This window comes from uncultured Escherichia sp. (assembly GCF_948475835.1).
GTDB lineage: Bacteria > Pseudomonadota > Gammaproteobacteria > Enterobacterales > Enterobacteriaceae > ECMA0423.
Genome location: NZ_CAOLGM010000014.1, coordinates 16363 through 32730, shown reverse-complemented (window position 1 = coordinate 32730; position 16368 = coordinate 16363). Strand labels below are relative to the sequence as shown.

The 16368-nt window shown below is 52.4% G+C and carries 15 protein-coding genes; 2 read left to right on the top strand and 13 right to left on the bottom strand.

The annotated features are described in order from the left end of the window. Positions 1-41 precede the first annotated feature (41 nt). The 7 genes from acpP to yceD form a co-directional block, all read right to left on the bottom strand. A complete protein-coding gene (acpP, locus tag QZF50_RS04905; RefSeq protein ID WP_000103754.1) occupies positions 42-278 on the bottom strand; it encodes an acyl carrier protein in 237 nt (78 codons plus the stop codon). A 210-nt stretch (positions 279-488) separates the two neighbouring features. Next, a complete protein-coding gene (gene fabG / locus QZF50_RS04900; RefSeq protein ID WP_001008535.1) occupies positions 489-1223 on the bottom strand; it encodes a 3-oxoacyl-ACP reductase FabG in 735 nt (244 codons plus the stop codon). 12 nt (positions 1224-1235) lie between these two features. Then, positions 1236-2165 carry an ACP S-malonyltransferase gene (fabD, locus tag QZF50_RS04895; RefSeq protein WP_061892247.1) on the bottom strand — a complete coding sequence of 310 codons (930 nt, stop codon included), beginning with the start codon at positions 2163-2165 and terminating at the stop codon, positions 1236-1238. 15 nt (positions 2166-2180) lie between these two features. Further along, positions 2181-3134, bottom strand: a complete 954-nt coding sequence (gene fabH, locus QZF50_RS04890; protein ID WP_000288132.1) for a beta-ketoacyl-ACP synthase III — start codon at positions 3132-3134, stop codon at positions 2181-2183. A 67-nt stretch (positions 3135-3201) separates the two neighbouring features. After that, positions 3202-4272 carry a phosphate acyltransferase PlsX gene (gene plsX, locus QZF50_RS04885; protein ID WP_000197585.1) on the bottom strand — a complete coding sequence of 357 codons (1071 nt, stop codon included), beginning with the start codon at positions 4270-4272 and terminating at the stop codon, positions 3202-3204. 80 nt (positions 4273-4352) lie between these two features. Beyond that, positions 4353-4526 (bottom strand): 50S ribosomal protein L32, encoded by a 174-nt coding sequence (gene rpmF / locus QZF50_RS04880; protein ID WP_000290727.1) that lies wholly within the window; start codon positions 4524-4526, stop codon positions 4353-4355. A gap of 51 nt (positions 4527-4577) precedes the next feature. Continuing rightward, complete coding sequence (gene yceD / locus QZF50_RS04875) at positions 4578-5099, bottom strand: 23S rRNA accumulation protein YceD (RefSeq protein WP_001174481.1); 522 nt, start codon at positions 5097-5099, stop codon at positions 4578-4580. A gap of 198 nt (positions 5100-5297) precedes the next feature. Between yceD and yceF the strand changes: the two genes are divergently transcribed. After that, positions 5298-5882, top strand: coding sequence for a 7-methyl-GTP pyrophosphatase (gene yceF / locus QZF50_RS04870; protein WP_001125202.1), 585 nt, complete (start codon positions 5298-5300; stop codon positions 5880-5882). Positions 5883-5993: 111 nt separating this feature from the next. Here yceF and rluC read toward each other — a convergent pair whose 3' ends face one another. Next, positions 5994-6953, bottom strand: a complete 960-nt coding sequence (gene rluC / locus QZF50_RS04865; protein ID WP_061892246.1) for a 23S rRNA pseudouridine(955/2504/2580) synthase RluC — start codon at positions 6951-6953, stop codon at positions 5994-5996. 572 nt (positions 6954-7525) lie between these two features. Between rluC and rne the strand changes: the two genes are divergently transcribed. Beyond that, positions 7526-10711, top strand: coding sequence for a ribonuclease E (gene rne, locus QZF50_RS04860; RefSeq protein WP_061892245.1), 3186 nt, complete (start codon positions 7526-7528; stop codon positions 10709-10711). Positions 10712-10906: 195 nt separating this feature from the next. Here rne and flgL read toward each other — a convergent pair whose 3' ends face one another. The 5 genes from flgL to flgH form a co-directional block, all read right to left on the bottom strand. Beyond that, the gene (gene flgL, locus QZF50_RS04855) at positions 10907-11860 is read right to left on the bottom strand and encodes a flagellar hook-associated protein FlgL (protein ID WP_001212786.1); all 954 of its coding nucleotides are present in this window, start codon (positions 11858-11860) and stop codon (positions 10907-10909) included. A gap of 11 nt (positions 11861-11871) precedes the next feature. Continuing rightward, positions 11872-13515 (bottom strand): flagellar hook-associated protein FlgK, encoded by a 1644-nt coding sequence (gene flgK, locus QZF50_RS04850; protein WP_000096467.1) that lies wholly within the window; start codon positions 13513-13515, stop codon positions 11872-11874. 65 nt (positions 13516-13580) lie between these two features. After that, entirely contained in the window at positions 13581-14522 is a 942-nt protein-coding gene (gene flgJ / locus QZF50_RS04845) for a flagellar assembly peptidoglycan hydrolase FlgJ (RefSeq protein ID WP_001295441.1), read from the bottom strand. After that, positions 14522-15619: a flagellar basal body P-ring protein FlgI gene (flgI, locus tag QZF50_RS04840; RefSeq protein WP_000589326.1), complete on the bottom strand. Its 1098-nt coding sequence runs from the start codon at positions 15617-15619 to the stop codon at positions 14522-14524. Before flgI ends, flgJ begins: the two co-directional genes overlap by 1 nt. A gap of 11 nt (positions 15620-15630) precedes the next feature. Next, a complete protein-coding gene (gene flgH / locus QZF50_RS04835; RefSeq protein ID WP_001297529.1) occupies positions 15631-16329 on the bottom strand; it encodes a flagellar basal body L-ring protein FlgH in 699 nt (232 codons plus the stop codon). Positions 16330-16368 lie beyond the last annotated feature (39 nt).

The window sequence follows — 16368 nt, the reverse complement described above, 5'->3', positions numbered from 1 at the left end:
ATAAAACTCAGGCGGTCGAACGACCGCCTGGAGATGTTCACTTACGCCTGGTGGCCGTTGATGTAATCAATGGCAGCCTGAACGGTGGTGATTTTCTCAGCTTCTTCGTCCGGAATCTCAGTATCAAACTCTTCTTCCAGAGCCATTACCAGCTCAACGGTGTCAAGAGAATCCGCGCCCAGGTCTTCAACGAAAGAAGCATTGTTGGTAACTTCTTCCTGCTTAACGCCCAGCTGTTCGCCGATAATTTTCTTAACGCGTTCTTCGATAGTGCTCATACTCTTAAATTTCCTATCAAAACTCGCTTTCGCGATGGTTTTCGTAGTGTATAAAATGTTGAAAAATTTGCAACTAAATCCCGGCAGGTCTTACCACGATTTTACGTTATTTTGAGGCCTTACCCCCCAATAACGCAAATCATTTTGCACTAATTATTACTCATAACCACGCAGACTGCGCGCAACATGAGCATTTTGTGCAAATCGCGGTCAGACCATGTACATCCCGCCGTTCACATGCAAAGTTTCACCCGTGATGTAAGCTGCTTCGTCGGATGCCAGGAATGCAACCGCGTTGGCGATTTCCTGTGCGCCGCCGAGGCGACCCGCAGGAACCTGCGCCAGGATACCCGCACGCTGGTCATCGCTCAGCGCACGTGTCATGTCCGTTTCAATAAAGCCCGGAGCAACAACGTTTACAGTAATACCGCGTGACGCAACTTCGCGCGCCAGTGATTTACTGAAGCCGATCAAGCCCGCTTTCGCCGCAGCGTAGTTGGCCTGACCGCCATTTCCCATGGTACCAACCACAGAACCGATAGTGATAATACGACCATGACGCTTTTTCATCATAGCGCGCATTACCGCTTTTGACAGACGGAAAACAGATGAAAGGTTGGTTTCGATAATATCGTTCCACTCTTCATCTTTCATTCGCATTAACAGGTTATCACGAGTGATACCGGCATTATTGACCAGGATATCCACTTCACCAAATTCTGCGCGAATTTTTTCCAGAACAGATTCGATAGATGCCGGGTCGGTCACATTCAACATCAGACCTTTGCCGTTAGCACCTAAATAATCACTGATCGCCTGAGCGCCATTTTCACTGGTCGCAGTGCCAATAACTTTCGCGCCACGGGCTGCGAGCGTTTCAGCAATTGCGCGGCCAATTCCGCGGCTTGCACCGGTTACCAGTGCGATTTTTCCTTCAAAATTCATGATTTTCCTCTTTTAAAGCTCGAGCGCCGCTGCCATCGCTGAAGGTTCGTTCAGCGCCGAGGCGGTCAGGGTGTCGACAATGCGTTTCGTCAGGCCAGTTAGCACTTTGCCCGGGCCGACTTCATAGAGATGTTCTACGCCTTGCGCTGCCATGTACTCAACAGACTTCGTCCACTGAACCGGGTTATACAACTGACGTACCAGTGCGTCACGAATGGCATCACCATTGGTTTCGCATTTCACATCAACGTTATTCACAACAGGAACTGTTGGTGCGTTAAAGGTGATTTTCGCTAATTCTACTGCCAGTTTGTCGGCTGCTGGTTTCATCAGCGCACAGTGAGACGGTACGCTCACTGGTAACGGCAGCGCGCGTTTTGCGCCCGCAGCTTTACAGGCAGCGCCAGCACGCTCAACCGCCTCTTTATGACCGGCAATAACCACCTGTCCCGGAGAGTTAAAGTTTACCGGAGAAACGACCTGACCTTCTGCAGCTTCTTCACACGCTTTCGCAATAGACGCATCATCCAGACCGATGATTGCCGCCATAGCGCCCGTGCCTTCTGGTACGGCTTCTTGCATGAACTTGCCGCGCATCTCAACCAGACGCACCGCATAAGCGAAATCAATCACGCCAGCGCAAACCAGCGCGGAGTATTCCCCCAGGCTGTGACCGGCCATCATTGCCGGTGCTTTACCGCCCTGCTGCTGCCATACGCGATACAGCGCAACAGATGCAGTCAACAGCGCTGGCTGGGTTTGCCAGGTTTTATTCAGTTCTTCAGCTGGCCCCTGCTGGGTCAGCGCCCACAGGTCGTAGCCCAGCGCCGCAGAAGCTTCAGCAAACGTTTCTTCGACAATTGGATAGCTCGCCGCCATATCAGCCAGCATTCCAACGGTTTGAGAACCCTGTCCAGGGAACACAAATGCAAATTGCGTCATGTTTTAATCCTTATCCTAGAAACGAACCAGCGCGGAGCCCCAGGTGAATCCACCGCCAAAGGCTTCAAGCAGAACCAACTGCCCCGGCTTAATGCGCCCGTCGCGTACAGCTTCATCCAGCGCGCACGGGACAGAGGCCGCAGAGGTATTACCGTGGCGATCCAGCGTCACCACGACATTGTCCATAGACATACCGAGTTTTTTCGCCGTTGCACTGATAATACGCAGGTTAGCCTGATGCGGAACCAGCCAGTCCAGTTGAGAACGGTCAAGATTATTTGCCGCCAGCGTCTCATCAACGATGTGCGCCAGTTCCGTTACCGCAACCTTGAAGACTTCGTTGCCCGCCATCGTCAGATGAATTGAATTCTCTGGATTCACACGGTCAGCATTAGGCAGCGTCAGCAACTCACCATAGCTACCGTCGGCATGCAGATGGGTGGAGATGATTCCCGGCTCTTCAGAGGCAGCCAGCACCGCAGCGCCCGCGCCATCGCCAAAAATAATAATAGTCCCACGATCGGTTGGATCGCAGGTGCGCGCCAGTACATCGGAACCGACGACCAGAGCATACTTCACCGCCCCAGATTTCACGTATTGATCGGCTACGCTTAATGCATAGGTGAAACCTGCGCAGGCTGCTGCAACGTCAAATGCCGGGCAACCTTTAATGCCCAGCATGCTTTGAATCTGACAAGCTGCGCTCGGGAAAGCGTGCGTAGCAGAAGTCGTTGCCACAACGATCAGGCCAATCTGGTCTTTCTCAATGCCCGCCATCTCAATTGCGCGTGTCGCCGCTTCAAAGCCCATGGTTGAAACGGTTTCGTTTGGCGCGGCAATGTGGCGTTCGCGGATACCGGTACGAGTGACAATCCACTCGTCAGAGGTGTCCACCATTTTTTCCAAATCGGCGTTTGTCCGCACTTGTTCGGGCAGATAGCTGCCAGTACCAATAATCTTCGTATACATGTACGCTCAGTCACTTTTCGGTTATATACCGTCACTTGCAAACTGCGAGTTCGCTGGCAGCGTCCTGCTACCGCAGAGTTCCGCTTTTGCCACCGTCCAGCAGCTCAAAACCAGCTGGGTATACAGATTCCAGGCGAGCGGCAATTCGCTGAGGAACTTGTCGCTGCACCGCCTGCACTGCCTGTTCAATCGCGACCGCAAAAGCTCGCTGATTGGCTGCACCATGACTTTTTATCACCGTGCCGCGCAATCCTAACAGACAGGCGCCGTTATACTGGTCGGGGTTGAGGTGACTGAATCGCCTCGTCAGGCTCTTTTGTAGCCAACGCTTTAATAACAGTAGCCACCACGACCGTTTTTTCCCTTCACCCTGAGATTTCAGCAGAGAAAGGAACATCCTGACAACACCTTCCATCGTCTTTAATGTGACATTTCCTGTAAAGCCGTCACAAACCAGCACATCTGTCTTGCCAGTTAACAACTCATTGGCTTCAAGATAGCCGATATAATTGATAGAAGGGATTGTTTTAAGCACCGCTGAGGCATCCCGAATACTGTCGAGACCCTTTACTTCTTCTTCACCAATATTGAGCAACGCCACGCGAGGATTGGGAATTTCCACCACCTCTTCAGCCAGGACTGAGCCCATAATGGCAAATTGCACCAACATTGTGCTGTCACAATCGACGTTGGCCCCTAAATCGAGAACCACCGTTTTGCCCTTTTGCTGATGCGGCAATACCGTCACCAGCGCCGGACGCTCAATCCCCTCCAGGGGCTTGAGTAATAATTTTGCCAGCCCCATCAGTGCCCCGGTATTACCGGCACTGACACAGGCTTGCGCTCGACCTTCTTTCACCAACTCCAGGGCCACGCGCATTGAACTCCCACGACTGGCGCGGATAGCTTGCGAAGGCCGGACATCACTGGCGATAACTGACTGCGCAGGAATAATCTGCAGACGCGAACGTTGTTCAAAGTCAGCTTTAGCAAGTAATGGCGTGATGGCGTCGGGATTGCCGACTAAAAGAAGAGTGAGTTGCGAATTAGAATTCAGTGCCTGCAATGCTGCAGGCACTGTCACGGAAGGGCCAAAATCCCCTCCCATGACATCTAACGCCAGGGTTAGACGTGTCAAGGTATCGTCGCTGCCCGGTTTGGTCTTTCCCCAGTTGCCTGGGGAAAATCCTCACTAAGCTTCATCACGCAGACGCGTGATTACTTAGCGATGACCTTGCGGCCGCGGTAGTAACCGTCGGCAGTGATGTGGTGACGCAGGTGTTTTTCACCAGAAGTTTTGTCTACAGACAGGCTGGTGACTGCGGTCAGCGCGTCATGGGAACGACGCATGCCACGTTTGGAACGGGTTGGTTTATTCTGTTGTACGGCCATGGACCTTACTCCTCAATTACGGTTTATCCCCGATCCAACGGGGAGCACCAATTACTTACGCTTTAAGCTGGCTAATACGGCAAATGGGTTTGGCTTTTGCGCTTCTTCAGGCAGTTCACCAAAGACCATGTCCGCTTCGGACACTTCACAGTGTTCAGAATCATGCACCGGAACTACCGGCAAGGCGAGGATGATTTCATCTTCAACCATTGCAAGCAGATCGATTTCACCGAATTCGTTAACCTCAATCGGTTCATACGCTTCCGGCAGTGCTTCAGCCTGTTCGTCTGAACGCACAGGACTAAAACAATACGTTGTGTAGACCTGATGAGTAAACGGCTTCCCGCAACGCTGACACTCGAGCGTTACCGTCACCTTCGCATCGCCGTTTAACACTGCGAGACGTTGGTTATCGATAGCGAACGACATGGAGCATTCCACATCACTGTCCACACTGACTACGGATTCGGCGACGCGCTCAACCTGATCAGGGGTATAGATACCCTGGTAATCAAGGCGTTTTTGAGCCGTACGAACCGGATCGAGAGTCAGGGGTAATTTTACCTTTTGCATAGGGCGCGCATATTAACTTTGTAACGTCATAGAGTCAAAGAAAAAGGCAGCCTGTGGTTGCCTTTTGCCAATAATTCGCACACATTGCGGGTTACTGCTTTATTTTCGTTCAGTGCTGATAACGAACATCAACCTGCAAAACGAAGCGCATAGTTTAAAATGGCTATCATCAATACGCTATATCTGATGGAAAAAAATATGCCTAAACTTATTTTAGCCTCCACCTCGCCATGGCGTCGCGCTCTTCTGGAAAAACTGCAAATCTCTTTTGAATGTGCAGCACCAGAGGTCGACGAAACCCCACGCAGCGACGAATCACCGCGACAGTTGGTGCTTCGACTGGCACAAGAAAAAGCGCAATCTCTGGCGTCACGTTATCCGGATCATTTAATTATTGGTTCAGACCAGGTATGTGTTCTTGATGGCGAAATCACCGGTAAACCGTTAACGGAAGAAAATGCCCGTCTGCAATTACGCAAAGCCAGCGGCAATATCGTCACCTTCTATACTGGACTGGCGTTGTTTAATTCGGCGAATGGGCATCTGCAAACAGAAGTGGAGCCTTTTGACGTCCATTTCCGTCACCTGAGCGAGGCGGAGATTGATAATTACGTGCGTAAAGAGCATCCCCTGCACTGCGCGGGTAGCTTTAAGAGTGAAGGATTTGGCATTACGCTGTTTGAGCGTTTAGAGGGGCGTGATCCTAACACGCTGGTTGGTTTACCGCTAATCGCGCTGTGTCAGATGTTACGTCGGGAAGGGAAAAACCCGCTGATGGGATAGTTTTTTGCGCCGGATGCGGTTACTTCGCATCCGGCAATCGGTGCTGGCGGCCTGATGCGGCGTAAACGCCTTATCAGGCCAACCGCCCATTATCAGGTTTATATGCTTGTATTAGCGCGCGTTACGCAGCTTTTGCAAACAACGCTTCAAACCTTCATCCATCGGAGCTTCGATAGGCATCACCTCACCGGTCCCCGGATGAGTAAACTTCAACGCTGCAGCGTGCAGGAACAGGCGATTTAATCCCGTGCCTGCTTCAGTGAGCTGCCTGTCAAATTCACGGTCACCGTAGCGATCGTCAAAGGCAATCGGATGACCCGCATATTGTGTATGCACACGGATCTGGTGAGTACGCCCTGTTACCGGGCTACAACGCACCAGGGTGGCAAATGCATAGCGTTCTTCCACTTTAAAGCGTGTTTCCGACGGTTTGCCTTCCTGACTCACACGCACGATACGTTCGCCGCTTTGCAGAATATTTTTCAGTAACGGTGCTTGAACGCTCTTCACATGCGACTGCCACTGACCGCGCACCAGCGCCAGGTAATCTTTTTGCATCCCTTTTTCACGTAATTGCTCATGCAGAGAACGCAACGCCGAGCGTTTTTTCGCTACCAGCAAAACACCTGAGGTGTCCCGGTCAAGACGATGAACCAGTTCAAGGAACCGCGCTTCCGGGCGCAACGCCCGCAAACCTTCAATAACGCCGAAGCTTAAACCACTGCCGCCATGTACCGCCGTACCGGAAGGTTTATTCAGCACCAGGATGTGATCATCTTCATATAAGATGACGTCCGCCAGCGCCGCCACCTTTTGCAGATGTGGCGAAACCGCCTCTTCTTCCCGCTCAGCAACGCGAACCGGTGGAATACGCACCTCATCACCCGCTTCGAGTTTATATTCAGGCTTAATACGTTTTTTGTTCACCCGCACTTCGCCTTTACGCAAAATACGGTAAATCATACTTTTTGGTACGCCTTTCAATTGGGTACGCAAAAAGTTATCGATACGTTGCCCCGCTTCGTCAGCGGTGATAGCAACAATTTTTACGGATGGAGTCTCTGTTTTCATGGTGGGCGATTCTAATTAGCCAACAGGATTCGCGCCACTCATTTTTCTATGCTTATATTTAGTTTTGCACCTTATTACTTCACTACGTGATCACTTTATTGATGGTTATTAAACCAATCACCAGCAAGAAGTGAAAAAACTGTGAGTAAGCGGGTGATAAATGGTAAAAGTCATCTTGCTATAACAAGGCTTGCAGTGGAATAATGAGGCCGTTTCCGTGTCCATCCTTGTTAAAACAAGAAATTTTACGGAATAACCCATTTTGCCCGACCGATCATCCACGCAGCAATGGCGTAAGACGTATTGATCTTTCAGGCAGTTAGCGGGCTGCGGGTTGCAGTCCTTACCGGTAGATGGAAATATTTCTGGAGAGTAATACCCAGTCTGTTTCTTTGATAATTGCGCTGTTTTTCCGCATGAAAAACGGGCAACCGACACTCTGCGCCTCTTTGAGCTGACGATAACCGTGAGGTTGGCGACGCGACTAGACACGAGGCCATCGGTTCACACCCGGAAAGGCGTTACTTTGCCCGCAGCTTAGTCGTCAATGTAAGAATAATGAGTAAGTTACGATGAAAAGAATGTTAATCAACGCAACTCAGCAGGAAGAGTTGCGCGTTGCCCTTGTAGATGGGCAGCGTCTGTATGACCTGGATATCGAAAGTCCAGGGCACGAGCAGAAAAAGGCAAACATCTACAAAGGTAAAATCACCCGCATTGAACCGAGTCTGGAAGCTGCTTTTGTTGATTACGGCGCTGAACGTCACGGTTTCCTCCCACTAAAAGAAATTGCCCGCGAATATTTCCCTGCTAACTACAGTGCTCATGGTCGTCCCAACATTAAAGATGTGTTGCGTGAAGGTCAGGAAGTCATTGTTCAGATCGATAAAGAAGAGCGCGGCAACAAAGGCGCGGCATTAACCACCTTTATCAGTCTGGCGGGTAGCTATCTGGTTCTGATGCCGAACAACCCGCGCGCGGGTGGCATTTCTCGCCGTATCGAAGGAGACGACCGTACCGAATTAAAAGAAGCACTGGCAAGCCTTGAACTGCCGGAAGGCATGGGGCTTATCGTGCGCACCGCTGGCGTCGGCAAATCTGCTGAGGCGCTGCAATGGGATTTAAGCTTCCGTCTGAAACACTGGGAAGCCATCAAAAAAGCCGCTGAAAGCCGCCCGGCTCCGTTCCTGATTCATCAGGAGAGCAACGTAATCGTTCGCGCATTCCGCGATTACTTACGTCAGGACATCGGCGAAATCCTTATCGATAACCCGAAAGTGCTCGAACTGGCACGTCAGCATATCGCTGCATTAGGTCGCCCGGATTTCAGCAGCAAAATCAAACTATACACCGGCGAGATCCCGCTGTTCAGCCACTACCAGATCGAGTCGCAGATCGAGTCCGCCTTCCAGCGTGAAGTCCGTCTGCCATCCGGTGGTTCCATTGTTATCGACAGCACCGAAGCGTTAACGGCCATCGACATCAACTCCGCACGCGCGACCCGCGGCGGCGATATCGAAGAAACCGCGTTTAACACCAACCTCGAAGCTGCCGATGAGATTGCTCGTCAGCTGCGCCTGCGTGACCTCGGCGGCCTGATTGTTATCGACTTCATCGACATGACGCCTGTACGCCACCAGCGTGCGGTAGAAAACCGTCTGCGTGAAGCGGTGCGTCAGGACCGTGCGCGTATTCAAATCAGCCATATTTCTCGCTTTGGCCTGCTGGAAATGTCCCGTCAGCGCCTTAGCCCATCACTGGGTGAATCCAGTCATCACGTTTGTCCGCGTTGTTCTGGTACTGGCACCGTGCGTGACAACGAATCGCTGTCGCTCTCTATTCTGCGTCTGATCGAAGAAGAAGCGCTGAAAGAGAACACCCAGGAAGTTCACGCCATTGTTCCTGTGCCAATCGCTTCTTACCTGCTGAATGAAAAACGTTCTGTGGTAAATGCCATTGAAACTCGTCAGGACGGTGTGCGCTGTGTAATTGTGCCAAACGATCAGATGGAAACCCCGCACTACCACGTGCTGCGCGTGCGTAAAGGGGAAGAAACCCCAACCTTAAGCTACATGCTGCCGAAGCTGCATGAAGAAGCGATGGCGCTGCCGTCTGAAGAAGAGTTCGCTGAACGTAAGCGTCCGGAACAACCTGCGCTGGCAACCTTTGCCATGCCGGATGTGCCGCCAGCGCCAACGCCAGCTGAACCTGCCGCGCCTGTTGTAGCCCCAGCACCGAAAGCTGCACCGGCAACACCAGCAACTCCTGCACAACCTGGGCTGTTGAGCCGCTTCTTCGGCGCACTGAAAGCGCTGTTCAGCGGTAGTGAAGAAACCAAACCGACCGAGCAACCAGCACCGAAAGCAGAAGCGAAACCGGAACGTCAACAGGATCGTCGCAAGCCTCGTCAGAACAACCGCCGTGACCGTAATGAGCGCCGCGACACCCGTAGTGAACGTACTGAAGGCAGCGATAATCGCGAAGAAAACCGTCGTAATCGTCGCCAGGCACAGCAGCAGACTGCCGAGACGCGTGAGAGCCGTCAGCAAGCTGAGGTAACGGAAAAAGCACGTACCACCGACGAGCAGCAAGCGCCGCGTCGTGAACGTAGCCGCCGCCGTAACGATGATAAACGTCAGGCGCAACAAGAAGCGAAGGCGCTGAATGTTGAAGAGCAATCTGTTCAGGAAACCGAACAGGAAGAACGTGTACGTCCGGTTCAGCCGCGTCGTAAACAGCGTCAGCTCAATCAGAAAGTGCGTTACGAGCAAAGCGTAGCCGAAGAAGCGGTAGTCGCACCGGTGGTTGAAGAAACTGCCGCTGCCGAACCAATTGTTCAGGAAGCTCCAGCTCCACGCACAGAACTGGTGAAAGTCCCGCTGCCAGTCGTAGCGCAAACTGCACCAGAACAGCAAGAAGAGAACAATGCTGATAACCGTGACAACGGTGGCATGCCGCGTCGTTCTCGCCGCTCGCCTCGTCACCTGCGCGTGAGTGGTCAGCGTCGTCGTCGCTATCGTGACGAGCGTTATCCAACCCAGTCGCCAATGCCGTTGACCGTAGCGTGCGCGTCTCCGGAACTGGCCTCTGGCAAAGTCTGGATCCGCTATCCAATTGTACGTCCGCAAGATGTACAAGTTGAAGAGCAGCGCGAACAGGAAGAAGTACAAGTGCAGCCGATGGTGACTGAGGTCCCTGTCGCCGCCGCTGTCGAACCTGTTGTTAGCGCGCCAGTTGTTGAAGAAATGGCTGAAGTCGTAGAAGCCCCCGTACCGGTTGCCGAACCGCAACCGGAAGTGGTTGAAACGACGCATCCTGAAGTGATTGCCGCCGCGGTAACTGAACAGCCGCAGGTGATTACCGAGTCTGATGTTGCCGTAGCCCAGGAAGTCGCAGAACACGCAGAACCGGTGGTTGAACCGCAGGAAGAGACGGCAGATATTGAAGAAGTTGCCGAAACTGCTGAGGTTGTGGTTGCTGAACCTGAAGTTGTTGCTCAACCTGCCGCGCCAGTCGTCGCTGAAGTCGCAGCAGAAGTTGAAACGGTAGCCGCGGTTGAACCAGAGATCACCGTTGAGCATAACCACGCTACCGCGCCAATGACGCGCGCTCCGGCACCGGAATATGTTCCGGAGGCACCGCGTCACAGTGACTGGCAGCGCCCTACTTTTGCCTTCGAAGGTAAAGGTGCCGCAGGTGGTCATACGGCAACGCATCATGCCTCTGCCGCTCCTGCGCGTCCGCAACCTGTTGAGTAATAATTAGCTCAAAGTAATCAAGCCCTGGTAACTGCCAGGGCTTTTTTATTTCATCTTTGAATCAACATATTAAAATTCATCAAATGGCATCCTTGCTAACCAACAATGCAAAATAGGCAAAAAAATGCCCGCCCCGGCGATCCCAGAGCAGGCAGACAAAACATACCCAGTTTCATGATATGTTTTAAAGCGAGCTTATTTGTTGAGCTGGAAGAGCGACAATCCCTGCATATCGGTAAATGCTTTATACGATGCCTGCAATGCCGTTTGCTGCATGATGTAAGATGAAATAGTTGCATTCCAGTCCACATCAACCAGATCGCTCATCTGCTGCGTTTGCCCTAAAGCGCGATCGCTACCTAATGAATCCAGCGACTCCAGTTCGTTCAGCTGCGTGCCTAATCCCGCGCGAACGGTAAGGACATTATTCAGCGAGTTTTTCAGTCCACGGTTGGTTTTATCCAATGCCGCAGCGGCGATTTCTTTATCCGCTTCGCTATCCGCGACCGGCGTTTTCAGGGCTGCGATGGCGCTATCCAGCATGGCAAAAAGATTGGTTTCAGAAGCGCTACCGTCTGGTTCCGCTACCGCGTTACTGGTAATACTGTCGAAAATTTTGTCGCCCGTATGTCCTATCACCATCGAACGCGAAGCATCGACCTGTTGCCTAATACTTTCTGCTCCACCGACGTATTTCCCTTTCTCTTCGCTAAACGGCGCAGTCTCTGTTTTATAACCGGCAAAAATGTAGCGCCCGTTACCGTCAGTGGTGTTCGCCAGATTCAGCAACTGGTCACGAAGCCCCTGGATATCCGTAGCCAGCGAGGCCCGGTCATCGTCACTCAAAGTGCCATTGCTGGCGTAGACAATTTTTTCCTGAGCATTCTGGATAGCAGTGGTGACCTGGCTAAGTACACTCTCTTCCAGTGACACTTTTTGAGTGGCGAAAGTACGCGCCAGCGTGTACTGGCTGTTTTGCGCCTGTGCCTGGGAGAGAACAACCGCTTGTGATGCTGCAATGGGATCGTCAGAAGGGTTAACGACTCGCTTACCTGTCGACATCTGCTCGCCGTACTTCATCCATTCCGCCTGAGAATTGGTGATGCCACGCATGTTTTGCTGGTACATCATCTGGGTACTGAAACGCATCTTATCTCCCCTTAGCGAATGTTAATCAGCGCATCAAAAATCGCGTTTGCCGTCTGCAGAACCTGCGCATTCGCCAGGTAATACTGCTGAAAACGTTGCAGATTTCCGTACTCCTCATCGAGATTGACACCGGAAATCGACTGCTGCTGATTGGAAAGCTGCGTCACCACATTACCTTGCGTGGTGCTACTGGTTTTCAACGTCGCGGTTTTATTACCGATATCACTCACTAACGAGGCATAAGCGTCGTTAAAGGATTTCGCACCGCCCACCGTTTTACTGTTGCTTTGCAGATCCAGCAGGGCCTGACCGTTGCGGTTGTCGCTATCACCTGCATCTTCTTCGCTCGCCATCGCGATTTTCGCTTCGTCGGTGATTAATACATCCATGTTGACGATGGCGTCACTTACTGGTTTCAGCGTGAAGCTGTCGTTAACGGCAGGCGTTCCTGTAAACGTCAACTCCAGACCATCAAATGCCACTTTACCGTTGGCATCCGGCGTCACCGTAAAAGTGGTATTGCTGGCAAGGCGGGTGACCTGCCACTGATTATTATCGAACGAGATTTTGTAATCTGTCGCCAGTACCGCGGAGGCATCAGTTACCGTGGCACCGATCGCAACGTCACCTTTGTTTTTCGTGTTTTGCAGAACCGCGGGCTTACCGATAGTAAAGAAATCTTCACCGGCATCGCCGTTAGCATCAAATCCGGCTTTGTGTTGGCTGTTGAAAGCCTCGGCAAATGCCAGCGCCAGTTGTCCAAGCGTATTACGCGTCTGGTCCAGATCCTGAGAACGGAATGTCAGAATGCCGCCCAGCGACCCGGTATTCAGTAATTTCTCCGGGATCTCAATATTGCCTGCCGTCCCATCAACGTAAGCGACAGTCGTACGAGAAGGGTCGGCGCTGGAAGGAACTGCCGCCAGTTGCCGCGCCGTACTTCCCTGAACCAGTGAGTAACCATTGGCCATCGTGATGTTATAAGTACCGCCATCCTGAACGCTGACTTCTACGCCAACAATCTGGTTTAATTCGCTCACCAGTTGATCGCGTTGATCCAGCAGATTGTTAGGTGACGCCCCTGCCCCCACGCCTGTCAGGCGCGAGATTTGATCGTTCAGGCTGGCAATTTGTTTAGCGTAATTGTTGATCTGATCAACGCTGGCACCTATCGCGATATTGACCTGTTTGTCCTGGTCGCGCAGATATTGATCGGTGGTTTTAAACTGATTCACCAACCCTTCTGATTTCCCAATCAGCGCCTGGCGCGCTGCCGGGTCTTCCGCGTTACTCACCAGCGTTTGCAGGCTGGTGAAGAAATCCTGCATCTGTGTTGCCAGCGAAGAGGTACTGGTGGAGAGCATATTGTCGATTTTCGACATCTGCTCATAGCGGGCGGTCAGGCCGCTACTTTGCGTCTGCGCAGCACGTAACTGGTTGGTAATAAACGCATCATACTCACGCTGCACACCAGAAACGTAGACGCCATTGCCAACCCAGCCGCCAGCGCCCAACGTGCTATTGGCCTGCGCCATAATAGTGGTTTGGCGGGTATATCCGGCAACGTTATAGCTGGAGATATTATTACTTGCCGTATTTAACGCCGCCTGGGCCGCGTTCAGTCCGCTCATGGCGTTATTGATCAAGCTGGACATGGAGGTTCCTTATAAGCCTTCAATTACAGAGTATTATCGGCAGCGACCCGCCGGACTTGAGTTATTCAGAACAGATTATCAATGTTCATGCTGTAGGTTTTGCTCACCTTGTCGCTTATCGATTTCATCTGCTGAATCATGTTGGTGAGTTTGCGGGCATAGTGAGGATCGGTGGCATAGCCCGCGTCCTGTAGGGCCTGCGCCCCCTGTTCCGCACTCGCGGCGGTCGTCACGGCGGCGTAGCGCGGGTTACGCGTTAACAGCCCAACGTAATCCGACAAGGCTTCCAGATACGAGCTGTAGACGCGAAACTTCGCTTTTACTTTCTTCGCTTCGCCGTTTTCATATTCAGTCGTGGTGATTTCAGTAACTGGCCCTTTCCAGTTGCCAGAGGCTTTGACACCAAACAGGTTATAGCTCGGCTCGCCGTTTTCGCGGCGGATTTGCCGTTGCCCCCAACCAGATTCCAGTGCCGCCTGAGCGAGGATCAAATGATGTGGCACACCGCTTTGCTGGCTTGCCAGTTGGGCGGGCAGCGAGAGTTGCGCGAGGAATGCTTTACTGTCACCCGGCAGCGAATCATCGTAGTTACGTGGCACGGCCTTTTGCACCAGCTGCGAAAGCGCCTGATTTTGATAACGCACCACGGTTTCGAGCGGGAATTTCATCGGTGCTGCTGGCGTGGACTCCTCTGGCAATGGTTGTTCTGGCGTCATCTGTTTAACCATCATCTCTGCAAGCCCCAGACCTTTGCCCGCCGTCATCTGTTGGGCAATCTGCTGGTCATACATACTGGTATACAGACGAGTGTGCTCGCTGCTGAACAGGCCATCTTTTGGTAAAGCGTCGCGCATGCTTTTCAACATCATCTGCACGAACATCCCTTCCACCTGGCGGGCCACCGGACGGATATTTGCCGCCGGATCTTCGCCCGCTTTCGCCTTTAGTTCGTTGAGTGATTGCGCATCCCAGGCCGCACTTGCCAGTAGTTTGCTGTCGCTGATCATCAGATGATTTCCAGTTTTGCCCGCAGACATCCCGCACTTTGCATTGATTGCAAAATAGACATCAGATCCATCGGCGTAGCGCCCAGCGCATTGAGCGCGCGCACCACGTTATTGAGGCTGGCGCTGGAACGTACGCTTTGCAGCGAACCGCCGCTCTGGCGTAAATCGATCTGCGTTTGTGGAGTAACCACAGTCTGTCCACCACCAAACGGTGTATCTGGCTGGCTGACATTGGCCTGACGATTGACTGTTACTGAGAGATTTCCCTGCGCTACCGCGCAGCTGTCGAGGGTCACTTCGCGATTCATCACCACCGAACCGGTGCGCGAGTTAATCACTACTTTAGCGTCCTGCGGGGTGACATTAACCTGCATATTCTGGATATCTGCAAGGAAACGGACCTGGGAACTGTTGCCACTTGGTACGCGCACCTGAATAGTCCGCGCATCTAACGCGGTGGCGCTGCCATATCCACGCACGCGGTTGATGGTGTCAGCGATTTGCTGCGCCATGCTGAAATCTTCGTCGTTAAGTTGCAAATTAAGGGTATTCCCGACGCCAAACTGGCTGGGCAATTCACGTTCAATAACCGCACCATTGGTGATCCGTCCACCGTTCAGTTGGTTCACCTGAACACTGCTACCGCCAGCGGAGGCTCCTGCGCCGCCAACCAGAATATTGCCCTGCGCCAGCGCATACACCTGACTGTCAACGCCCTTAAGCGGCGTCATCAACAACGTACCTCCACGCAAGCTTTTGGCATTTCCCATGGAAGAAACCACCACATCGATGGTTTGCCCCTGACGTCCAAACGGAGGAAGTGACGCTGTCACCATTACCGCAGCGACGTTTTTTAGCTGCATATTGGTGCCCGTCGGAACGGTAATTCCCAGCTGTGAGAGCATGTTATTAAGCGTTTGTGTGGTAAACGGCGTCTGGGTTGTCTGGTCACCGGTGCCATCCAGCCCCACCACCAGACCATAGCCAATCAGTGAGTTTTGCCTTACCCCCTGAACACTGGTGAGATCGCGAATACGCTCAGCCTGAGCCGCCGTCGTAACCAGTAGAAGAATTAATGCAGAGAGAAATTTAATCACCACAGCCTCACTTACATTGGCGACAGGTTAAGGAAGAAACGCTGCAACCAGCCCATATTTTGCGCTTCGTTAATGTAGCCATTGCCTACGTATTCAATGCGCGCATCCGCCACCTGAGTAGACGGTACGGTATTGCTGCCGCTGATAGTGCGTGGATTAACCACGCCAGAGAAGCGAATAAATTCGGTACCCTGATTAATGGCAATCTGTTTTTCACCCACCACATGCAGGTTGCCGTTGACCAGTACCTGGTCAACCGTCACCGTCAACGTGCCGTTAAAGGTATTGCTGGCATTAGCCCCGCCCTTTCCGTTGAACGTGTTACCACCGGAGGCTTCGACATCGGCACGAGCGTTACCAAACAGCCCCTGCAAATAGCGCGGCACAGTATCAAAGCCAAAATTAGTTTTACCGTCACGGCTGGCATTCGCAGAGGAGCTTTTGCTGGCGCTGACGTTCTCCTGCAACACGATGGTCAGCGTATCGCCAATATTGCGTGGTCGACGATCTTCAAACAGCGGTTGATAGCCATAGTTAATCGGCTGAGCAGACTGGAAAATAGAACCGTTGGCGACGGGCGTCGGACCGGGAACCGGTTGTGCACTGGTCGCCCCCTGCACCAGCGGCGTGGAGGGTATCCAGGCGCAGCCGGTTAGTGAAAGCACCAACAAGCTGGAAATGGCATAAGTATGCGCAGCGTTTTTTTGCATGGCTATCATCTTCAAAAATCAGTAAACCGGTGAACCTGC